Origin of the sequence: Citrobacter sp. Cpo090, assembly GCF_030332665.1 — a bacterium.
Lineage (GTDB): Bacteria > Pseudomonadota > Gammaproteobacteria > Enterobacterales > Enterobacteriaceae > Citrobacter > Citrobacter portucalensis.
In genome coordinates this window covers 1024893-1047076 of sequence record NZ_JAOWHK010000025.1, presented here as the reverse complement: position 1 = coordinate 1047076, position 22184 = coordinate 1024893, and the positions used below count along the sequence as shown (strand labels likewise).

General features: G+C 47.5%; 21 protein-coding genes, 1 tRNA gene and 2 pseudogenes. 15 read left to right on the top strand and 9 right to left on the bottom strand.

The features are described 5' to 3' along the window. Window positions 1-203: 203 nt before the first annotated feature. The gene (locus OGY83_RS07800) at window positions 204-713 is read right to left on the bottom strand and encodes a hypothetical protein (RefSeq protein ID WP_286635624.1); all 510 of its coding nucleotides are present in this window, start codon (window positions 711-713) and stop codon (window positions 204-206) included. A gap of 279 nt (window positions 714-992) precedes the next feature. On the opposite strand from OGY83_RS07800, the pseudogene OGY83_RS07795 reads away from it, so the two are divergent. Beyond that, window positions 993-1760 (top strand): annotated as a pseudogene (locus OGY83_RS07795) (IS5 family transposase); the annotation flags it as partial. Window positions 1761-2234: 474 nt separating this feature from the next. Here the strand turns inward: OGY83_RS07795 and OGY83_RS07790 are convergent. After that, window positions 2235-2322 (bottom strand) — tRNA-Ser (locus tag OGY83_RS07790). Window positions 2323-2558: 236 nt separating this feature from the next. Between OGY83_RS07790 and ghrA the strand changes: the two genes are divergently transcribed. From ghrA to OGY83_RS07770, 4 genes are all read left to right on the top strand, one after another. Continuing rightward, window positions 2559-3497, top strand: a complete 939-nt coding sequence (ghrA, locus tag OGY83_RS07785) for a glyoxylate/hydroxypyruvate reductase GhrA (protein WP_286635623.1) — start codon at window positions 2559-2561, stop codon at window positions 3495-3497. A 211-nt stretch (window positions 3498-3708) separates the two neighbouring features. Continuing rightward, a complete protein-coding gene (locus tag OGY83_RS07780; protein WP_079937993.1) occupies window positions 3709-4446 on the top strand; it encodes a phosphatase in 738 nt (245 codons plus the stop codon). A 23-nt stretch (window positions 4447-4469) separates the two neighbouring features. After that, on the top strand, window positions 4470-5024 hold the full coding sequence (locus OGY83_RS07775) for a TorD/DmsD family molecular chaperone (protein WP_079937992.1): 555 nt from the start codon (window positions 4470-4472) through the stop codon (window positions 5022-5024). A 101-nt stretch (window positions 5025-5125) separates the two neighbouring features. Next, on the top strand, window positions 5126-5608 hold the full coding sequence (locus OGY83_RS07770; protein ID WP_032934412.1) for a DUF1097 domain-containing protein: 483 nt from the start codon (window positions 5126-5128) through the stop codon (window positions 5606-5608). A gap of 46 nt (window positions 5609-5654) precedes the next feature. Here the strand turns inward: OGY83_RS07770 and csgG are convergent, their stop codons facing one another. Genes csgG through csgD form a run of 4 tightly spaced genes read right to left on the bottom strand, consistent with a single transcriptional unit; the run spans window position 5655 to window position 8006 of the window. Further along, window positions 5655-6488 carry a curli production assembly/transport protein CsgG gene (gene csgG, locus OGY83_RS07765; RefSeq protein WP_003036082.1) on the bottom strand — a complete coding sequence of 278 codons (834 nt, stop codon included), beginning with the start codon at window positions 6486-6488 and terminating at the stop codon, window positions 5655-5657. A 25-nt stretch (window positions 6489-6513) separates the two neighbouring features. Next, on the bottom strand, window positions 6514-6927 hold the full coding sequence (gene csgF / locus OGY83_RS07760; protein WP_003832089.1) for a curli production assembly/transport protein CsgF: 414 nt from the start codon (window positions 6925-6927) through the stop codon (window positions 6514-6516). Between the two features lie 25 nt (window positions 6928-6952). Continuing rightward, complete coding sequence (csgE, locus tag OGY83_RS07755; RefSeq protein ID WP_008784336.1) at window positions 6953-7351, bottom strand: curli production assembly/transport protein CsgE; 399 nt, start codon at window positions 7349-7351, stop codon at window positions 6953-6955. A 4-nt stretch (window positions 7352-7355) separates the two neighbouring features. After that, window positions 7356-8006 (bottom strand): biofilm master transcriptional regulator CsgD, encoded by a 651-nt coding sequence (csgD, locus tag OGY83_RS07750; RefSeq protein WP_003832092.1) that lies wholly within the window; start codon window positions 8004-8006, stop codon window positions 7356-7358. Between the two features lie 760 nt (window positions 8007-8766). Here csgD and csgB point away from each other — a divergent pair. From csgB to OGY83_RS07720, 6 genes are all read left to right on the top strand, one after another. Then, complete coding sequence (gene csgB / locus OGY83_RS07745) at window positions 8767-9222, top strand: curli minor subunit CsgB (RefSeq protein ID WP_079937991.1); 456 nt, start codon at window positions 8767-8769, stop codon at window positions 9220-9222. 40 nt (window positions 9223-9262) lie between these two features. After that, the gene (csgA, locus tag OGY83_RS07740) at window positions 9263-9715 is read left to right on the top strand and encodes a curli major subunit CsgA (RefSeq protein ID WP_079937990.1); all 453 of its coding nucleotides are present in this window, start codon (window positions 9263-9265) and stop codon (window positions 9713-9715) included. Between the two features lie 60 nt (window positions 9716-9775). Continuing rightward, entirely contained in the window at window positions 9776-10108 is a 333-nt protein-coding gene (csgC, locus tag OGY83_RS07735; RefSeq protein ID WP_123266889.1) for a curli assembly chaperone CsgC, read from the top strand. 150 nt (window positions 10109-10258) lie between these two features. After that, a complete protein-coding gene (locus OGY83_RS07730) occupies window positions 10259-10579 on the top strand; it encodes a YmdA family protein (RefSeq protein ID WP_286635622.1) in 321 nt (106 codons plus the stop codon). Between the two features lie 100 nt (window positions 10580-10679). Further along, window positions 10680-11237, top strand: coding sequence for an O-acetyl-ADP-ribose deacetylase (gene ymdB, locus OGY83_RS07725; RefSeq protein WP_286635621.1), 558 nt, complete (start codon window positions 10680-10682; stop codon window positions 11235-11237). Beyond that, a complete protein-coding gene (locus OGY83_RS07720) occupies window positions 11155-12645 on the top strand; it encodes a phospholipase D family protein (protein WP_502873074.1) in 1491 nt (496 codons plus the stop codon). The genes ymdB and OGY83_RS07720 overlap by 83 nt, the downstream gene beginning before the upstream one ends. Before the next feature lie 19 nt (window positions 12646-12664). On the opposite strand, the gene mdoC is transcribed toward OGY83_RS07720, so the two are convergent. Beyond that, complete coding sequence (gene mdoC, locus OGY83_RS07715) at window positions 12665-13825, bottom strand: glucans biosynthesis protein MdoC (protein WP_286635619.1); 1161 nt, start codon at window positions 13823-13825, stop codon at window positions 12665-12667. Window positions 13826-14096: 271 nt separating this feature from the next. Here mdoC and mdoG point away from each other — a divergent pair, with 271 nt between their 5' ends. The 3 genes from mdoG to OGY83_RS07700 all read left to right on the top strand — a co-directional run bounded on the left by mdoG (window position 14097) and on the right by OGY83_RS07700 (window position 18457). Further along, window positions 14097-15632 carry a glucans biosynthesis protein MdoG gene (mdoG, locus tag OGY83_RS07710; RefSeq protein WP_286635913.1) on the top strand — a complete coding sequence of 512 codons (1536 nt, stop codon included), beginning with the start codon at window positions 14097-14099 and terminating at the stop codon, window positions 15630-15632. Next, window positions 15625-18153, top strand: a complete 2529-nt coding sequence (mdoH, locus tag OGY83_RS07705) for a glucans biosynthesis glucosyltransferase MdoH (RefSeq protein ID WP_032941800.1) — start codon at window positions 15625-15627, stop codon at window positions 18151-18153. Before mdoG ends, mdoH begins: the two co-directional genes overlap by 8 nt. 76 nt (window positions 18154-18229) lie before the next feature. Beyond that, window positions 18230-18457 carry a YceK/YidQ family lipoprotein gene (locus OGY83_RS07700; protein WP_003832117.1) on the top strand — a complete coding sequence of 76 codons (228 nt, stop codon included), beginning with the start codon at window positions 18230-18232 and terminating at the stop codon, window positions 18455-18457. Here the strand turns inward: OGY83_RS07700 and OGY83_RS07695 are convergent, their stop codons facing one another. Further along, the gene (locus OGY83_RS07695) at window positions 18458-18835 is read right to left on the bottom strand and encodes a MysB family protein (protein WP_123267752.1); all 378 of its coding nucleotides are present in this window, start codon (window positions 18833-18835) and stop codon (window positions 18458-18460) included. 692 nt (window positions 18836-19527) lie between these two features. On the opposite strand from OGY83_RS07695, the pseudogene OGY83_RS07690 reads away from it, so the two are divergent. Then, window positions 19528-20859 (top strand): annotated as a pseudogene (locus tag OGY83_RS07690) (sensor domain-containing diguanylate cyclase). Window positions 20860-20923: 64 nt separating this feature from the next. Here OGY83_RS07690 and mdtG read toward each other — a convergent pair. After that, window positions 20924-22144 (bottom strand): multidrug efflux MFS transporter MdtG, encoded by a 1221-nt coding sequence (gene mdtG, locus OGY83_RS07685; RefSeq protein WP_079937982.1) that lies wholly within the window; start codon window positions 22142-22144, stop codon window positions 20924-20926. Window positions 22145-22184: the final 40 nt, after the last annotated feature.

Genomic DNA, 22184 nt, shown 5'->3' with positions numbered 1-22184 from the left:
TGTTTCATCTAGATACCAGGGGATCAAGCATGGCCGATTCATTAAAATACCACAATAATATCGAATTTTAGAGTAACTATCTTTTCTTATCATTTTATGTCGCAAATACAAATTCCTTGCTGATATAATCAAGCCAGAGGCCTTAAACTTTGAGCTTATTTTTTCTGAGTTTGTATTTTTGTTGCTCATATCGTAATAAATTTCTAACCCTGGTTCTTTCCAACGGTTAACCTCGATATCAAATGCCCCAGCGTCCCAAGCAAGCTTCCCTGCATACCACCAAACATTTGTTTATGAAAATAAAATCGGCTCATGTTTTTAAGGAGCTGTTCAGTATCTGTTGCTGAAACACGATTTTGACACTTAAAAGATGCAGAAGAATTTGGCTGTGCTTCCAGTAACCAGATATCAATAAGTCGTTTGTAGTAATCAGCAATAATTTTACGATCTGTACGAGGCGTTCCGGGGTCAAGAGCAGGAAAAACAATAGAGCCGTTCTCCTGGATAGAAATCATTACAGCCAGTGACCTTTGCAGCATTTTAAAATCAAACAGCAAGCCTGCCCGGATGAACAACAGTGATAGCTCTGAACCAGGTTCATTTAGAGACGGCGGAGCCTTGTGTGAGTATTTTCTGAATGAAATAATCTCTCTACTCGCCAGCTCCTGATAAAACCGAGAGGTACATTGGGTTATTCCAAAGCATAGCAACATTCAGTTAGTCGGTATCTGATTAGATAAGGCATTGATGATAATGCCAGCGCCTCATAATTCATTATATCTTCCGTTGCCCCAACAAGGAATTCACTGTCCACACCATTCTCGCGAGCAAGCTTGCTCAGCATGACAATATTAAAATTTCGGGCATGTTTAGCAAATTGTTCATGCATAACCCTGCTATAAGTCGTACCGCCAGCATCATTTTTTTATGGTGCTCATCCATATTAGAAAAATAGTTGCTGTCAAAAGACAGGTAAATTTCAAGAGCAGCCACCTCAGCGCTATTCTGATCTTGCCATCACCACCGTCCTGGTGATTAAACGCGTATTCCGGCTGACCCTGCGGGCCGCACAGGGCTTTGTTGATTCCATTTTTCCGCTGCGCTGCCCGGATTACACCAGTGTTTGCAAGCGGGCACAGCCGGTTAATGTCTGTTTTAAAAAGTCCACCCGGGTGAAACCCCGCATCTGGTGATTGATTCGACAGGCCTGAAGGTCTTCGGTGAAGGCGAATGGAAAGTTAAAAAGCACGGCAAAGAACGCCGTCGTATCTGGCGGAAGCTGCATCTGGCGGTTGATGCGAACACACATGAAATTGTCTGCGCAGACCTGTCACTGAACAATGTCACGGACGCAGAGGTCTTCCCCGGACTCATCCGGCAGACCCATCGAAAAATCAGGTCCGCCGCAGCTGACGGCGCTTACGATATGCGGTTATGTCACGATGAACTGCGCCGCAAGAAAATCAGCGCCCTCATCCCTCCCCGAAAAGAGCGGATTACTGGCCGGATGAGTATGCAGACCGCAACCGTGCTGTTGCTAATCAGCGACTGACCGGGAGTAATGCTCGGTGGAAAAATGGACAACAGATTATAACCGTTGGTCAATAGCGGAAACGGCGATGTACAGGGTAAAAGAGTTATTTGGTGGTTCACTGACGCTACGTGATTACGATGACCAGGTAGCAGAGGCTCTGGCCATGGTGCGTGCACTCAACAAAATGACGAAGGCAGGCATGCCAGAAAGCGCGCGTATTGCCTGACAGCAACAACCAGCTATGGGGATGCTTATCCCAAATCTGATTTATTCAACAAAGTCCATCATCGCTCGCCATTATCCGGGGGCACTGGCGGTAAGATGAAAGGTGAGTGAGCTGTCCGATGCCTTCGCAGGTGAGCCAGCGCAAGCCAGACGGTAATGGCATACCGTAAAGATGTATAAAACAGAAAGTGCATGTTAATTAATGACATGTGCTCGAAATATGGCGGTGAGGGGGGGATTGACTCGCTTTGCTCGCCCTGCGGGCAGATTCCTCGCAGGCTCGTCATCTGTCCAACTGGCTGCGCCGCTACTCGGCCCATCCCTGGGCCTCGCCCCTACGGGGCCAGCGCATGCGCTGTTCAAAATTGCTCCCGGCAATTTTGTGTCGAACCCCGGTCGGGGCTTCTCATCCCCCTGCAGATGTGCAACATGCGAAAAAAAAGCCCGTACTTTCGTACGAGCTCTTCTTAAAATATGGCGGTGAGGGGGGGATTCGAACCCCCGATACGTTGCCGTATACACACTTTCCAGGCGTGCTCCTTCAGCCACTCGGACACCTCACCATATTGTTGTTCCTGTGTTACCGGAACGGGCGCTAATGTAGGGGAAACACCGCCCCGCCGTCAATCAACTTTTTGAAAAAAATGTGCATTTACACAAACTTCAAGCAACATGGAGCATAAATAAGCGGGAATTGTTTTTTTTGCCAGCATCCTAAAATTTGCTACTCTGATGTTCCCTCGAAAAATGATGATAATAAGTGCGAGAAAGTTCCGCACAACAATGTTCAGGAGACAATATGGATATAATTTTCTATCACCCAACATTCGATACGACCTGGTGGATTAATGCGTTGGCAAAGGCAATACCTGGTGCGAACGTACGTGAGTGGAAAGCGGGTGATAACGCACATGCTGACTATGCGCTGGTCTGGCATCCGCCGGTTGAAATGCTCGCAGGACGAAAATTAAAAGCCGTATTTGCGCTGGGAGCGGGTGTCGATTCTATTCTCAGTAAACTCAATGCTCATCCGGAAATGTTGGATGCGTCGATCCCGCTTTTCCGTCTGGAAGATACGGGTATGGGCCTGCAAATGCAGGAATATGCGGTCAGTCAGGTGCTGCACTGGTTTCGTCGCTTTGATGATTATCAGGCATTGAAAAATCAGGCGAAATGGCAACCGTTGCCAGAATATACTCGTGAGGAGTTTACCATCGGGATCATGGGGGCAGGGGTGTTGGGCGCAAAAGTTGCCGAAAGCCTACAAGCATGGGGATTCCCACTGCGCTGCTGGAGTCGTACGCGTAAATCCTGGTCTGGCGTAGAAAGCTTCGCCGGTACTGAGGAACTGGGCGCGTTTTTGAGTCAAACTCGCGTGCTGATCAACCTCCTGCCTAATACGGCAGAAACCGTAGGCATTATTAACGCTAATTTACTTAGCCAATTGCAGGATGGCGCTTACGTGCTGAACCTTGCACGCGGTGTTCATCTCAATGAAGACGATCTTCTGGCATCGCTGGACAGCGGCAAGGTGAAAGGTGCCATGCTGGATGTCTATAGCCGGGAACCGCTGCCAGAAAACAGCCCGCTATGGAATCATCCGCGTGTGGCAATGACGCCGCATATTGCCGCGGTAACTCGACCAGCAGAGGCAGTGGACTATATCTCCCGCACGATTATGAACCTGGAGAGCGGGCAAGTCGTAACAGGTCAGGTCAATCGCGTTCGGGGATATTGATGGTAACCCGGCAAGTGCCGGGTTTCAGCTAAAATACCCGTCATACTTCAAGCTGCATGTGCGTTGGCTACGGTTGTTCACCCGAATCACTTACTTAAGTAAGTGATTCGGGTATTACTCCCTTGCCGGCGGCCTGTAACTCGCATTATTTAGGGTATTAATGGCGGCGATACCTGCTATCCTTGACGGAAAATGACTACAGGAGAGAGTTATGTATCCCGTTGACCTGCATATGCATACCGTCGCCAGCACCCACGCCTACAGCACCTTAAGTGATTACATCGCTGAAGCCCGCCGCAAAGGCATCAAGCTGTTTGCCATTACCGATCATGGACCGGACATGGCTGACGCGCCTCACCACTGGCACTTTATCAATATGCGTATTTGGCCACGTGTCGTGGATGGCGTGGGGATTCTGCGCGGAATAGAAGCCAATATTAAGAATATTGAAGGTGAAATTGACTGTTCAGGTCCGATGTTTACCTCCCTGGACCTCATTATTGCGGGCTTCCATGAGCCGGTTTTCGCACCTCACGATAAAGACACCAATACCCAGGCAATGATAGCCACGATGGCCAGCGGTAATGTGCACATCATTAGCCATCCGGGAAATCCCAAGTATCCCGTTGATATTACTGCAATTGCGCAGGCGGCGGCGAAGTACCAGGTTGCACTGGAAATCAATAACTCTTCGTTTTTGCATTCGCGTAAGGGCAGTGAGGATAATTGTCGTGCGGTTGCTGCGGCTGTGCGTGATGCCGGCGGCTGGGTGGCGTTAGGGTCGGATTCACATACTGCTTTCACGCTGGGAGAATTTGGCGAATGCCGTAAAATCCTGGATGATGTTAATTTCCCTGAAGACAGAATTTTAAACGTCACACCTAAACGCCTGTTGGCGTTTCTGGAATCGCGAGGCATGGAGCCGATCGCGGAATTTGCTGAACTGTAATTGTTACTAACTGGAATATATCAATGAACGAGTTTTCTATCCTGTGTCGTGTACTGGGCTCGCTGTTTTACCGCCAACCGCAGGACCCTTTACTGGTTCCCCTGTTTACCCTGATTAGTGAGGGTAAACTGTCCGCCAACTGGCCGCTGGAACAGGACGAGCTGCTCACTCGTCTGCAGAAGAGCTGCGACATGCCCCAGCTGGCTGCAGATTACAACGCGCTGTTTGTCGGTGACGAGTGTGCGGTGCCGCCTTATCGTAGCGCCTGGGTAGAAGGGGCGAAAGAATCCGATGTTCGTGCATTTCTTTCTGCCCGCGGCATGCCGCTGGCTGATACGCCGGCAGATCACATTGGTACGCTGTTGCTGGCAGCTTCCTGGCTTGAAGACCAGTCTGCGGAAGATGAAAGTGAAGCGCTTGAAACCTTATTTGTAGAATACCTGCTGCCCTGGTGCGGTACGTTCCTTGGTAAAGTTGAAGCGCACGCGAACACGCCGTTCTGGCGTACCATGGCGCCGCTAACGCGCGATGCCATTAGTGCGATGTGGGACGAATTGCAGGAAGATACGGACGAATAAATGTGATTTAGATCACTTTAAACTGCAACACAATTTATGTTCTTGCATAAATTGTGTGCACGATCTCATTCCTATGCCGTTTTTCTGCTAAGATGCGCGGCATGAACATACTTCTCTCAATTGCAATCACAACGGGCATTCTCTCCGGGATCTGGGGATGGGTGGCCGTTTCTCTCGGTTTACTCAGTTGGGCTGGCTTTCTGGGCTGCACGGCCTATTTCGCCTGCCCGCAGGGTGGGTTAAAAGGACTGTGGATCTCGGCGTGTACGCTGCTAAGCGGTGTAGTGTGGGCGTTGGTGATTATTAACGGTAGCGCGCTTGCCCCGCATATGGACATTATTGGTTATGTCATGACGGGAATTGTCGCATTTCTGATGTGTATTCAGGCAAAGCAATGGTTGCTTTCATTTGTGCCGGGCACGTTTATTGGCGCATGTGCAACATTTGCAGGGCAGGGGGACTGGCGACTGGTTGTACCGTCACTGGCACTGGGCCTGGTATTCGGCTATGCGATGAAAAACAGTGGTCTGTGGCTGGCGTCCCGCCGTGAAAATAGAATATCGTCGACGCTGACCAGTAAATAAAAAAGCGTGAGGGTTTTCCTCACGCTTTATATGCTGTAAAGACCCATCAGGATTCTGGCGGTACCGACATATGACGGTATTTAACCAGAATGTCATTATCAACTTGCTTCTTATCCTGCAAATCCCACAATCCGCGATCGATGCCGTCATTAATCAGGAAGATAACGCCTGTTTCAATCGCTGACATCAGACAAAGCATAACCGGTTCGTTAGAGGTGTAGCCAATTTCACCTTCCAACAGACGCTGGTAGTCAATAAAGCGGAATACCCCAGCCTGTACTTCATAAGACAGAATGGTTTTACTGGTGTTCACTGACGACAGAATCTCACCGGTGCTGACGTTAACAACGCGCAGGTTTACCGCTATCTGGTCGAGCTGGTATTGCGTATCGGCGCCAATACCGAAATAACGCGCACCGACACCACCCGATTTAACGTTGCTTTCATAACCGATAATTGACCCTTCCACCATGACGTTTGCCGCGGTCAGGGACTGTAGCGGGATCCGGTTATTAATCGCAACCGTACCGTTTTCCTGAGCCGCACGAATGATTTTGCGTTCGTTCAGCAGGTTCTGTAACCCCTGACGTTCCAGTGGGACGAACCAACGAGAATCTTTCAATGCGGTGACAAGCATAGCCGTGGCGCTTTGTGGGACGGCGGTAGAGAAGTTACTTGCCGGGTAAGGTTTAAATTGGCCAGTCTCATCCTGAATATTGTATACCGACACAAAGATCTTACCTGTAGGCATAGGCAGATGCGTCAAATCTTTATAGCTTTGGGCTCGGGGCATTAATGTCGGCTTAGCGGCTTCTTGAGGCGGAGCTGTTAAACATCCGCTGAGTAAAATTACTGCCACCATGATAAGTAAACGCTGCATGATTATTTCCTTTCGTGGCTATAACTTAGAAGTCAGTCGACTGTGTTTGTAAACCCGACACTTCAATAGTCGAAGTTTTCCCCGATTTCCTGTCGGTAACATTCAATTGCAGTTGTCCATCCCGGTTGGCGATATCAATGATAAAATCATTGGTCACCATTCTTCCTGGTTTACCGGTATTAATGTTGGTGAGTAGGCCACCGAGAATTTGTGACTGAATCGCTTGAGTAAAGTTATCCAGAGCTGATGGGGTTTCAATACCGTAATCGTCATAGCTTGGATCTTTATATGAGTTCTGGGCCTGGGCGCTGTTCAACAGAAAAGCACCGTTATTCGGGTTGCCACCAAAGTTTGGGTTGCGAAACTGGAACGTCATGTTTCCGGCCCAACTTAATGGTGAAATTAGCATGAGCAAAACCACTGCATGTTTAACACGCATGAAAGCCTCCGGACAAAATCATGTTTTAGAATTCATCACGCGCTAAATCGCTCGTGCTTAATAGTGTTTGATCTATTTGCCGACGATTTAATGCTTCTTCAGTTTGCGCCAATGCGAAGACGACAATTTTGTCGAAGTCTTTTTTCGTCGGGAATAAAAAAGTCTGGAAGATAACGTCCTGATTGACCGTTATGGTGATCCAACTTCCCCAACGCGCACTGGGTCTTTCATTAATGGTTAAGTTTCCTGTGTACTCACTTTCCCACTTGTCACTAAAGGCCCGATAAAAATCATGACCGATTGAAGAGACAGTGTGGTCAGTTAACAGTCCGGGAACCTCCACCTCTACGGTTGTCGCTGCGTGCAGACTCCCGGCAGCAAAGAATAAATTTGCTGCCACAATCCAGGTCAAATAGCGTTTCATGGCTTTATCGCCTGAGGTTATCATTGGCCCATGAGACCGCCTGCGTACGATTTTTGACAGCTATCTTTTTGAAAAGATTATAAAGATGTGTTTTTACCGTATTTTCACTGATAAACAGTGAGCGAGCGATTTCAATATTTGAGGCGCCGATACGCAATTTATTAAGTATTTCTTTTTCACGGTGCGTCAGCAGTGCCGACTCCGTGCTGTTATAACGATAATTTCCAGAGTGTGTGATCAGATAACTGGCAAGTTTTTGCGTGAAGTAACATTCACCCCGCAAGATACCCTGCAAGCCGCTTACGACACGCTGCTCGTCTTCAGTTGCGTAAAACACACCATTGATATGCGGCCAGTTTTCGATATCCCGATAAGGGTAATCATCAGGAGTATTCAACAATAACGTCTTTATATTGTTGTTTTTTCTACTCAAATTATCTTGCCAGTAATGGATCAGTTTTTTATCTGCCTCCATCATATCCAGTAAAACAATGCAGCTGGAAGATATATCATCCAGAGAACGTTGAATATTATGTAGTTTTCCGGTGAGTGCCAGTGATTGTTTTAAATGCTGTAATAATGCAGTTGCCTGCAAAGAAGGTTTTGTGATCAACAATAATGTATGACCATGAATACTATGGACTTCATTAAACATGATGAAACTCCACTTTTTAGTCGCACACCTGACAGCTGTCTCTACTAAAATAGAGGCACCAGAAGTACTGACAGATGTTGCACTGCTGTGTAGATATAAAATATCGACCCAAAGGGGTGAAAATATTAAAACAAATGGACTTCAACTGATTTCAATCTAGCTATTACAAATCTTAAAGCAAGTGTTAAACATGTAACAACTTGTAAAATTATATATTAAAATGTGATTTTAAGGTTTTATTGGAGTTTAGATTTGATAGGAAAGTTGTACATTTTACCTTTGCTGCATAGATTTAAAAAATCATACAAATTATAGTAACGCATTGATTTTAAATCAATTAATTAATAATTCTTGAGTTTTAGATTTCTAATGAATTCTAAAATCCTTGTCTCAATTTACGTTGATCAATTTTAGATGGAAAAAAATGACCTTTGTCACGACTTGTACGGATGGCTATCGTGACGCTGTACTGCGAGGCCCTGATATCGTGCAAAATGAACTTTCTCAGTGACTGCATAGAAATTCATTTCTGATAGCAAAATAAAAATAAAAGCTAGAACTGGAGCGGTGTTATTCACTGTTAATTAGTACTTTGGTGTGAATCTGGATATAAAAATACCACTCGCGGGTGAGTTATTTAAAATGTTTCAACGGACATACTCTTCATCGTAACGTGGCGTTAACAAATGTAAGTCATGTTAACAACAATTTGAGTGGTAATTAATTTAACTTCATGTACGACCAGGTCCAGGGTGACAACATGAAAAACAAGTTGTTATTTATGATGTTTACAATACTGGGTGTGCCTGGGATTGCATCCGCAACCAGTTATGATTTAGCTAATTCAGAATATAACTTTGCGGTAAATGAATTAAGTAAGTCTTCATTTAATCAGGCAGCCATTATTGGTCAGGTTGGCACTGCTAATAGTGCAAATACTCGCCAGGAGGGCACCAAGTTATTGTCGGTCATTTCGCAAGAAGGTTCAGGTAACCGAGCGAAAACGGCTCAGACGGGATCAAATAACTTTGCATATATTGATCAAACGGGTAGCTCTAATGATGCGAGTATTAAACAAAGTTCTTACGGTAATACGGCGATGATTATCCAGAAAGGCTCTGGCAACAAAGCCAATATTACCCAGTACGGTACACAAAAAACAGCAGTTGTGGTGCAGAGACAGTCGCAAATGGCAATTCGCGTTACTCAACGCTAATCCATAAACGACGTTTAAATCAATCCGATGGGGGTTTACCATGAAACTTTTAAAAGTGGCAGCATTCGCAGCAATCGTAGTTTCTGGCAGTGCTCTGGCAGGTGTTGTTCCGCAATGGGGCGGTAATCATCATGGTGGTGGTGGTAGTAACTATGGCCCAGACTCTTCAATGAGTATTTACCAATTCGGTTCTAGTAACGTTGCGAATGCGCTGCAAAGTGATGCACGTAAATCAGACGTGACTATCACACAACACGGTCATGGTAACGGTGCAAACGTCGGGCAAGGTGCTGATGATAGTACCATTAGCCTGAAACAGACCGGCTTCCAGAACAGTGCTGATATCAATCAGTGGAATGCAAAAAATGCTGATATCAGCGTAACTCAGTTCGGTGGTCGTAACGGTGCGCTGGTTAATCAGACAGCCTCTGACTCCAATGTGCTGATTCAGCAGGTTGGTTATGGCAACAATGCTACAGCTAACCAGCACTAATTCAGTTTTCTGACTGATAATAAACAGGGCGAAAGCCCTGTTTTTTTTCGGGAGAATATTATGCACACGCTATTACTCATTGCCGCGTTGGCAAATCAAATAACATTTAATACAACTCAGCAAGGTGACATGTACACCATTATTCCTCAGGTGATGTTAACTCAACCATGCGTATGTGAAGTACAAGTCCTTGCCATCCGTAAAGGGGAGGGGGGGCAAAGCCAATCGCAGCAGAAAACAAGCCTTTCGGTCCCTGCTAATCGGCCAATTGAATTAACAAAACTGAGCTTTAATATTTCACCGGAGGATACGGTCAAAATTATCGTTACCGTTTCGGATGGGCAGTCTCTGCATCTGTCGCAACAATGGCCTGACTCAAACAGTCACCCATGATTTTTTGCTTAATTTGCATTAAGGGTGTGGCTGGGAGTGCGGTGCTGTTCTATGAATATAGAAACGGAAAAACGTTTTATTTGATCGTAACTCGCAGCTGTGAAGGATCATTGCGATCCCTCAAGGATGATTAATCATTGAGGAACCCTTATGTGTACATTATTAAAGCGTATTTTAAATACCGGTTTGTGGGCTTTTTCTCTTTTAACCCTCCCCGTAATGGCGACGCAAATCTCACCCGGCGGGGTTATTCATTTTCGCGGTGCAATAGTTGAAGCACCTTGCGACGTTAACACTCGACAACAACAGATTGAATTGTCATGTATGCGTGATGGCACGATGAGTAATAGTCTCTACGACCTGCAACAGCTCACGACAGCGCCTCAGAGTGTGCAACAAATTGCCACGGTGAAAATGCATTACCTCAATGAACGGAAAAGCATGGCAATTTTGAATATTGAATATAAATGAATCATTCTGGCGTAGGTATGCACGCTTATGGCTAAAAAGTGAGATTTCCAGGAAAACCCTGCTGTACACTTAACGTAGAGTGTTTTGTCAGGGGGAACTTATGCAATCGCGTGTTCATGTGTTACAGGGCGACATTACGACGATCGCGGTAGATGTGATCGTCAATGCGGCCAACTCTTCGTTACTGGGAGGCGGTGGCGTCGATGGCGCGATTCATCGTGCTGCCGGGCCTGCGTTGTTGGAGGCCTGCAAACAGGTTATACAACAACAGGGAGAATGCCCGACCGGGCATGCCGTTATCACGCTGGCTGGAGAGCTTCCGGCAAAAGCAGTTATTCACACCGTAGGGCCCGTCTGGCAAGGCGGTGATCACCACGAGGCTGAACGACTCGAAGAGGCCTATCTAAATACATTGCAACTGGCCTTAGCCAATGGTTATCAATCCATTGCTTTTCCAGCGATAAGCACCGGTGCTTATGGTTACCCACGCGCTGCAGCGGCAGAGATCGCGGTGAAAACGGTGTTGAAATTTATCACCAGACGTACGCTTCCCGATCAAATATACTTCGTGTGCTTTGATGAAGAAAACGCTCGACTATACAAGAGATTACTTACCCAGCCAGGCGACGAACGCACGGACAGATATGACGCGACTTGAGCGTGCCATCACGCCGCTATGTGTAAACCACCCGGGAGAATGCGGCATTCTGACGCTGGATGACAGCCTGGATGCGTTTGCTGCTCGCTATCGGTTGACGGAAATGGCGGAACGTACCCTGGATGTTCAGTATTACATCTGGGAAAGCGACATGTCCGGGCTATTGCTATTTTCCGTTTTGCTGGCCGCGGCGAAGCGGGGCGTCCGGGTGCGTTTGTTGCTGGATGATAACAACACGCCAGGTCTGGATGACACACTGCGTTTGCTGGACAATCACCCTAATATTGAAGTTCGCCTGTTTAATCCCTTTTCTTTTCGTATCCTGCGTGCGCTGGGCTACTTAACCGATTTTGCCCGGTTGAATCGACGTATGCACAATAAAAGTTATACCGCTGATGGCGTCGTAACTCTCGTGGGCGGGCGAAATATAGGCGATGCCTATTTTGGTGCAGGCAAACAACCGCTGTTTTCCGATCTGGATGTTATGGCTATTGGGCCGGTTGTCCAGGATGTTGCAGACGATTTTGAGCGTTACTGGCACTGCCGCTCGGTTTCAACATTGCAAAACGTACTTGAGGTGGCTGAGCCAGCCTCAACGCAAAAAATCGAACTTCCAGAATCCTGGTATAACGATGACATCACCCGTCGCTATCTACATAAGCTGGAAACAAGCCAGTTTATGACCCACCTCGATCAGAGGTCGCTACCGCTGATTTGGGCGAGAACGCGCTTGCTGAGTGATGATCCTGCAAAAGGAGAGGGGAAAGCACCGCGTCACTCACTATTACCGCAGCGTTTGTTTGACGTGATGGGATCTCCCACCGAGCGTATTGATATTATTTCCGCCTACTTTGTACCAACTCGCGCCGGTGTGGCACAGCTCCTGAGACTGGTGAGAAAAGGCGTTAAGATCGCGATTTTAACTAATTCTCTGGCGGCTAATGATGTCGCAGTCGTTCACGCAGGCTATGCGCGCTGGCGAAAAAAACTCTTGCGCTACGGTGTGGAGTTATACGAGCTCAAACCAACGCGCGATCGCGTTTCTGCAGTACATGACCGGGGATTAACCGGTAATTCAGGCTCCAGCTTGCATGCGAAAACCTTCAGTATTGACGGTCGTAAAGTGTTTATCGGCTCGCTTAATTTTGATCCCCGTTCAACGTTGCTCAATACGGAAATGGGGTTTGTGATTGAGAGTGAAGTACTGGCCGAATTGATTCATAAACGTTTTATGCAAAGCCAGCGTGAAATGGCCTGGCAACTACGTCTTGATCGTTGGGGCAGAATTAACTGGGTGGATCGGCTTTCTGGCAGCGAACAGGTACTGAAAAAAGAACCCGCTACAGGATTCTGGAAGCGGGTTCTGGTGAGGCTTGCATCCGTGTTGCCCATTGAATGGTTGCTCTGAACCATTCAATGCAAGAAATCTAACCGGCTACCGCCTTGTTTTTATCCTGCTTAATGGGCGGTTTACCCGAAAAGAGAAACTTCAGCACCGGGATCCGTAAATGGATTTCGTACAGTATGACCGCAATTCCAACCACAAAAAGCAGGCCGCAGAGAAAACCCAGCAGATTCGACTTGATGTGCGGTGTGATATACGCGCCAAAAAACAGCGTTAACGGGTGGTGCACCAAATAGATGAACAGCGACGCGTTGACAAAATAGGTCACGCGAGCCGACTGGAAATTCAGTAAACGGTGTCCAAGCGAAAAGACGACGTTCACCATCCATAGCCCCATGACCATGGTAATGACATATTCGGTTTCATACATCCAGGCATCGCCGTTGCCGTAACGTTGATTGAGCAGGTATGCGACAAATGCGAATGCGGCACCTAGCGTGCAGCCGCGCGATGGCGTGGTAAACAGTGCTTTCAGATTAGGATTGATAAACGCCAGCGCACCGAGCATAAAGAAAGGCACATAAAACAACGTTTGCATAACGATAAAATTAAACATGCCATCGCTGAGAATCGAAGGGTAGAGGATGAAAATCGTTCTTCTGACGGCGGCATAGCCGACACCCAACAATATAAAAATCAACGTTAATTTGGTCATCGACACCCCTGATGCAGGGGTAACGTCTCCACGTGATAGTCTGTTTTTCATCTGGGTAAACACCCACATGCCCAGGGTCGTTAACACCACCAGAACCAGTAAAAACCACAGATGGGAAATCAGCTCCCAGGCCAGCGCGTTGTATTTATCGTAGCCGCTGAGGGTATGCCAGCTGTCTGCTTTCCCTTTCACGTATTGCAGCATGATAAATTGCGGCAGCGTAAGCAGCGGAATCGCGGTCAGCATGGGGATCCCCACGCGTTCTACACGCACCTTCCACCAGCGCTTTAACGGATAGCGCAAAAAAAGCATGTAGGAAAAATAACCTGAAATGACAAAGAAGACCTGCATGCGAAAGGCATGGATAAAGTCGTTAAAAAGGGTTAACCACCACGAAGGTTCTGCGCTGTTCACGTGCCAGGTGTGGGTGGAGTAGATCAATGAAATATGGAATGGGATCCCTAACAACATTAGCCAGGCACGGATGGAGTCAAGAAAATATTCACGTGGTGGTGATACAGAGCTCATAGACAGTTACGTATTCTCAGACTTTTCGTCTTATCCCTAAGACGAATAATGGTTACATTCGAGGGCAACCCTACACGAAGTCCAACAACCTGTCTCCAGGATAAGCACGCAAAGTGAAAACAGGCAGATGAACCTGCTTAAACCATGAGCCAGCGCGCGAACAATACAGGGATTCAGTTGTCGGAGTACCCGATTATCCATTAAAATGGATCGGATCAATATAAGCACACAAAGGGGGAAGTGCTTACTAATTATGAAACATAAACTACAAATGATGAAAATGCGTTGGTTGGGTGCAGCAGTTATGTTAACGCTGTACACATCATCGAGCTGGGCGTTCAGTATTGATGATGTTGCAAAGCAAGCTCAATCCTTAGCCGGGAAAGGCTATGAGGCGCCAAAAAGTAACTTGCCCTCCGTTTTCCGCGACATGAAATATGCGGATTATCAACAGATCCAGTTCAATCGCGATAAAGCGTACTGGAGCAATCTCAAGACCCCATTTAAGCTCGAGTTCTACCACCAGGGTATGTACTTCGACACGCCGGTCAAAATCAACGAAGTTACCGCCACGGCGGTGAAAAGAATCAAATACAGCCCGGATTATTTTAATTTTGGCGATGTTCAGCATGATAAAGACACGGTAAAAGATCTCGGCTTTGCCGGGTTCAAAGTGCTGTATCCGATCAACAGCAAAGATAAAAACGATGAAATCGTCAGCATGCTCGGTGCCAGCTATTTTCGCGTTCTGGGTGCAGGTCAGGTCTACGGCCTGTCAGCGCGTGGCCTCGCGATTGATACCGCTCTGCCTTCTGGTGAAGAATTTCCCCGCTTCCGTGAGTTTTGGATCGAGCGTCCGAAACCGACTGATAAACGCTTAACCATTTATGCTTTGTTGGATTCTCCGCGTGCAACCGGAGCGTATCGTTTTGTCATTATTCCAGGCCGCGACACGGTCGTGGATGTTCAGTCCAAAGTTTACCTGCGCGACAAAGTGGGCAAACTGGGTGTGGCACCGTTAACCAGTATGTTCCTGTTTGGACCGAACCAGCCGTCTCCGGCGACAAACTATCGTCCGGAACTGCATGATTCTAATGGTTTGTCTATCCATGCGGGTAACGGGGAGTGGATTTGGCGTCCGCTGAATAACCCGAAACATCTCGCGGTGAGCAGCTTCGCTATGGAAAACCCGCAAGGATTCGGACTGTTGCAGCGTGGCCGTCAGTTCTCGCGTTTTGAAGATATCGACGATCGCTACGATCTGCGCCCAAGCGCCTGGATCACGCCAAAAGGTGACTGGGGTAAAGGTAAGATTGAGTTAGTTGAAATCCCAACTAATGATGAAACGAACGATAACATCGTTGCGTACTGGACACCGGATCAACTGCCTGAAGCGGGCAAAGAGATGAATTTCAAGTACACTTTGACGTTCACGCGTGATGAAGACAAGCTTCATGCGCCGGAAAGCGCCTGGGTACAGCAGACTCGTCGTTCGACCGGTGATGTAAAACAGTCCAACCTGATTCGTCAGCCTGACGGTACCATCGCGTTTGTGGTGGACTTTACCGGCACAGATATGAAAAAGCTGCCGCAGGATACCCAGGTTACCGCACAAACCAGTATTGGCGAAAATGGCGAAATCGTTGAAAGCACTGTGCGCTACAACCCGGTATCTAAAGGTTGGCGTTTGATGCTGCGCGTGAAAGTGAAAGACGTGAAGAAAACCACTGAAATGCGTGCTGCCTTGGTTAATGCCGATCAGACGCTGAGTGAAACCTGGAGCTACCAGTTACCTGCCAATGAATAAGACAACTGAGTATATTGACGCAATGCCGCTTTCGGATATCGAGAAAGCGGCACTGCCGAAAACTGACATCCGCGCTGTTCATCAGGCGTTGGATGCCGAGCATCGTACTTACTCGCGCGAAGACGATTCACCGCAGGGGTCTGTGAAAGCTCGCCTTGAGCAAGCATGGCCGGATTCTTTGGCTAAAGAGCAGTTGGTGAAGGACGATGAGGGCCGCGATCAGCTGCAGGCGATGCCAAAAGCAACGCGTACCTCTATGTTCCCCGATCCCTGGCGTACCAACCCGGTTGGCCGTTTTTGGGATCGCTTGCGTGGACGCGATGTGACGCCTCGCTATCTTTCGCGTTTGACGAAAGAAGAACAAGAGAGTGAGCAAAAATGGCGTACTGTTGGCACCATTCGCCGCTATACGCTGTTGATTCTAACGCTGGCGCAAACGGTCGTAGCAACCTGGTATATGAAGACGATCCTCCCGTATCAGGGTTGGGCATTCATTAATCCGGTAGACATGATGGGGCAGGATTTATGGGTCTCCTTTATGCAACTGCTGCCCTACATGCTGCAAACAGGCATTCTCATTTTGTTTGCCGTGCTTTTCTGTTGGGTATCTGCGGGATTCTGGACCGCGCTGATGGGCTTCCTGCAACTGCTGATTGGGCGAGATAAGTACAGTATCTCGGCCTCAACGGTCGGGGATGAACCGCTGAATCCCGAACACCGTACTGCGTTGATTATGCCTATCTGTAACGAGGACGTTGACCGTGTATTTGCGGGACTTCGCGCCACGTGGGAATCGGTGAAAGCAACGGGCAACGCCGAGCATTTCGATGTTTACATCCTGAGCGACAGCTACAATCCTGATATCTGCGTGGCAGAACAAAAAGCGTGGATGGAACTGATTGCCGAAGTGCAGGGCGAAGGACAGATTTTCTACCGCCGTCGTCGTCGTCGCGTGAAGCGTAAAAGCGGCAACATTGATGACTTCTGCCGTCGCTGGGGAAATCAGTACAGCTACATGGTGGTTCTGGACGCGGACTCAGTGATGAGCGGTGACTGTCTGAGCGGCCTGGTGCGTCTGATGGAAGCAAATCCGAATGCCGGGATTATCCAGTCTTCACCGAAGGCTTCCGGTATGGATACGCTGTATGCGCGCTGCCAACAGTTTGCGACCCGTGTTTATGGACCGCTGTTTACCGCAGGGCTTCACTTCTGGCAGTTAGGGGAATCACACTACTGGGGCCATAACGCAATTATCCGCGTGAAGCCGTTTATCGAGCACTGTGCGCTCGCACCGTTACCGGGCGAAGGCTCGTTTGCGGGATCGATCCTCTCCCATGACTTCGTGGAAGCGGCATTGATGCGTCGTGCTGGCTGGGGCGTGTGGATTGCCTACGATTTGCCGGGCTCTTATGAAGAGCTGCCGCCAAACCTGCTGGATGAACTCAAGCGCGACCGTCGCTGGTGCCACGGCAACCTGATGAACTTCCGTTTGTTCCTGGTGAAAGGGATGCACCCGGTTCACCGTGCGGTATTCCTGACCGGCGTTATGTCCTATCTGTCCGCGCCGCTGTGGTTTATGTTCCTCGCGCTCTCTACCGCATTGCAGGTGGTGCATGCGTTGACGGAACCGCAGTACTTCCTGCAACCGCGTCAGCTATTCCCGGTATGGCCGCAATGGCGACCTGAACTGGCGATCGCGCTGTTTGCTTCAACGATGGTGCTGTTGTTCCTACCGAAGCTGCTGAGTATTTTGCTCATCTGGTGTAAAGGGACGAAAGAGTACGGCGGGTTTATCCGCGTTACGCTGTCGCTGCTGCTGGAGGTTCTGTTCTCCGTGCTGCTGGCGCCGGTGCGTATGCTGTTCCATACCGTCTTCGTCGTGAGCGCCTTCCTGGGTTGGGAAGTAGTGTGGAATTCGCCGCAGCGTGATGACGATTCGACCCCGTGGGGTGAAGCGTTTATGCGTCACGGTTCCCAGTTACTGTTGGGGCTGGTGTGGGCTGTGGGTATGGCCTGGCTGGATCTGCGATTCCTGTTTTGGCTGGCACCGATTGTCTTCTCGCTGATCCTGTCGCCGTTTGTTTCAGTAATTTCCAGCCGTTCCACGGTGGGGTTACGTACCAAGCGCTGGAAGCTGTTCCTGATCCCGGAAGAGTATTCTCCGCCGCAGGTTCTGGTGGATACCGATACCTATCTGGTGATGAACCGCAAACGTACGCTGGACGATGGCTTTATGCATGCGGTGTTTAACCCGTCGTTTAACGCGCTGGCCACGGCAATGGCAACTGCACGTCACCGCGCCAGCAACGTGCTGGAGATTGCCCGCGATCGTCATGTGGAACAGGCGTTGAATGAAACGCCGGAGAAACTGAATCGCGATCGCCGTCTTGTATTGTTGAGCGATCCGGTGACCATGGCACGTTTACATTATCGCGTCTGGAATTCACCTGATAAGTATTCTTCGTGGGTGAACTACTATCAGGGGCTGACTCTGAACCCGTTGGCGCTCAGGAAGAAATAAGCGTTCTGTAACATGAAAATACCGGCCTGGTGCCGGTATTTTTTTATATTGAATAGAATGAGTCGTGAGGTAGCAGGTGCGAATATTGGCTGTAGGAATAATGATCTTCTTCCTGAGCGGATGCGGCAGCATTATTAGTCGCACCATCCCAGGGCAAGGACATGGAAACCAATACTATCCTGGCGTGCAATGGGATGTTCGGGACTCCGCATGGCGCTACGTCACTATCCTCGATCTGCCATTTTCGCTGGTGTTTGATACGTTGCTGCTGCCGCTCGACATACATCATGGACCTTACGAGTAATTATCGCTCATCCCATTCATCGGCTGCGGTCTGCCCCTCTTCGGTATCCAGGGGAGGTTCCAGCTGGAATTCACCTTCATCCCATTCGTGAAGCGTATTTTCTTCCTGCCACTCCTGGCGGATTTCAATTTCATCATAATCGCCATCAAAAACGCTCTGGGCCGCTTCTCCGCTCAGCATTGGTAGACATTCACCATCTACATCATCCTCGTCAGCAAAGAATTCCGCCTGCCACATAATGTCGCCATCCTGTAGCACGTATTTTTGGACGCTTAGCTGTTGAACGCTGGCGTTGTCTGAGTCAAGGTCAGGGTTATCAGCCAGAAACACTTCACGAGCCGCATCAATAGCCTCTTCCAACGTGGCATAAAAATTCATGTCATTCTTTGCCATATTTCTTCTCCTAAGGCGAACAATAAAGGGGGATGATTCAATCTATAGACGGCGATCTGCAGAGCGTCAAACCCGTTAGCTGCGTGGCTAACTCAATCAGATGATTACTGCCTGCAATGCCTATGAAACCAGGTCAAAGTAACTTTGGTTGTTTATGAAAAAATTTACAGTGGCAGATACTGAAGCCGACGTAATATCAGGAAAAAAATTCAAGAAAAAAGAGTAATGTATGTGGTTTGCAATGTAGTAATGAAAATCAAAAAAATAAAAGCTGGCGTTATATTAGAAAATCTTCAGTGTTAAACGCCATTTCTTATGTTTTATAGAGGGGGAATGCGATCGCTTATGAATCAACATTGCATAACTCAATCAAAGTAAAGGAGAAAATTAATGCCCAATACAGAAGTGTTGCAGAGGTAATCAATGAAAGTGGCTAATCTTAGTGGTGTCATTGGTAGTGACAAAGGATCTTTTGTGTGTGGTTTTTTTGAATAGCGTGAGTGATACTAAAATAGTATACATAATAAAAAATTATTAATGACAAAGGTTATAAATCTATAAGAAACCATTAAATAAGAAATGAATTAATGTCATTGAAGTTGTGTGGGTATAATAGTTTGCAAAATCTTATGCTTTATTATATAAAATGCAAAATTAAGAATGCCCTTAAGGTTGTTATGGATAACGGTGATTCAAATAATGGAAGGCTAATGGCTTTCTATATAATCTGTTTGGCTATCTATGTTCTTGGCGGTTTGTGTCTTACGCAATTTAAATTAACGATGCAAAGTGTCCCGCAAACAGTATATCTAATTATAATTGTAGGGCTGTTCTTTCTATATGGGATAATTTTCCTGTTTATGTTATTTCAGTATCTTTGTAGAAAAGACCTCACCTGCCTTATGATATTGGGCATGGCGTTTCTTGGGAATAACATATTTTTTGTCGAGACTATCTACATCGTTCAAGATTTGATTAATGATTATGCCTCAATCGAAAAAAGAACTAACGATATTGCTATATTCTATTATTTTCGGCAGATTAGTTTCATCGCTCTGCTATTTGTTTCATTGAAATCTTATAAAATATCCTCGACAGTTATTGAAACCAAAGAAAGAGAACCTTGCTATATCGTTCTGTCTTTTTTAATCATGCTTGTTATCGCGGTGCTGGCGCACACTCTGGCCAGTTACAACCCTAATTTTACACTCGAGATCACAAGCCTGAAGCCTGATAATGTCACGGTGCACTGGCATATTGGATACATTTATTCGCTTATTGTATCCTGGGGACTGGTCCTGTTGTATTTAATCATTAAAACCAGAACGCACAACATCTTGTGGAAAAGTATAGGGCTACTGTGTTGCTCAGCAATATTGACCAATGTACTACTTCTGAGCCTAGATGAATATAGCATGTATATTTGGTATGTTAGCCGAGGGATTGAGGTGATAAGTGCCCTGTGTATAATTTCAATACTGATGTACAACACCTTCATCATCTTAAAAAAAGAAACAGATTCAGCTATTAAAGACGCAATGACTAAAATATATAATCGTAAGCTATTCTATAAGTCATTAAAATCATCATTAGCAAAAGGCGCAGTGTGTGTAATGGTTCTGGATATTGATAAATTCAAACGGATTAACGATACCTACGGTCATCAGGAAGGTGACAGAGTAATAATCAGCATTGTCGATATTATCAATAAATCAATCAGAGATACGGATATTTTTGCCAGAGTAGGTGGCGAAGAATTTGCGATCCTTCTTAAGTGTAACGATAAAGATGAGGCAATTGTTGTTGCAGAGCGAATTAGGTGAAATGTAGAGAATGGTACGACAGTACCAAATTCATATGAGTTAAAAGAAAAAATGACGATAAGTATTGGTGTATATTGCAGCAAAATTGATGATGAATCAGCGGATAAGGTTGTTTCATATGCCGATGCCGCTTTGTATGAAGCCAAAAATTCCGGTAGAAATAAGGTGTGTTACTATTATTATTAAGACTTAACTATATGCAGTGTAAGATAATTTTATTATTCCGAACCTGCGAATATGAATACACAAATCATCCCACGACCTCTGTACTCCGACGACGGCGCAGGCTATTCCACGAGTACAGGGCGTTGAACAGTACGACTCCCGCGGTCACACAGAATACAGCACGAAAACCGTAGTTGGCGGATATTGCTGCCCCCATTAGAGGTCCTGTTACGTTACCGATGTCGCGAAATGACTGGTTATAACTGAAAATACGTCCAGCTATTTGATTGGTCGAGTTATACACCAGCAGCGTTTGTACCGCCGGGAGCAGAGCGCCGTCGGCCGCACCCAATAAAAAGCGCAGAACACCAAGTTGCCAGGGCGTCTGGACAAATGACATTGGAATTAGCAGTAACACGGAAACGATCAGCGCGACGATCAGGATCTTCTCCGGGCCAATCCGATCGCCTAATTTGCCAAGTTTCGGGGCGCTGATTAATGCTGCAACGCCGGGGACAGAGGCTATCATCCCACTGATAAACGCAATATTGCTGACGTTGCCAGCCAACTCTCGAACGTACAGTGTCAGTATTGGCGCGATAGAACCGGTGGCTACCTGAATGATCAACGTGGTGACAAACAGGCTCAGCACCAGCTTGGGATTCTTTAAAGAGGCCACGACTTCACGAATGTGCAGCATCTCTTTCTTGCTCACCGGCTGGAAACGCTCGCGGATAAAAAATAGCGTCAGGATGAAGCAGACCAGCAGCACGCTGGCGGTGATGAAAAATACGGGGCGCAGTCCGTACTGATCCGCGAGAAGGCCGCCCGCTAGCGGCCCGAGCAGTGCGCCACTAACGCCACCGGTTGAAAGCGTTCCCAGTGCCCAGCCGCTTTTATTACGTGGAACCTGGGTGGCGATAAGTGCATTCGCATTGGGGATGAATCCACCAAGCAGCCCTAACAAGGCGCGCAGGATCAAGAACTGCCAGATATTTTGCGCCAGTCCCATCAGCAGCATCACAATCGCCATGCCCAACGCGGAACGCAGCAGCATGATTTTTCGCCCCTTGCGATCGGCAAGGCCGCCCCAGAAAGGAGAGGCGATGGCGGAAAAAAGAAAGGTGATGCTGAAGACCAGACCTGACCACATGTTCAGGGCGCTATGGCCCGTGACGCCAAGGCTCTCGACGTAAAGAGGCAAAAAGGGCATGACCAGGCTAAATGCTGCTCCGGTTAAAAAACAACCTAACCAGGCAACGGTGAGGTTGCGTTTCCAGTTTATGGGGGCATCTGAGGGTGACATAGCGATCCGCAGTGTGATGCGCTGTTTGCGCTATCGATTG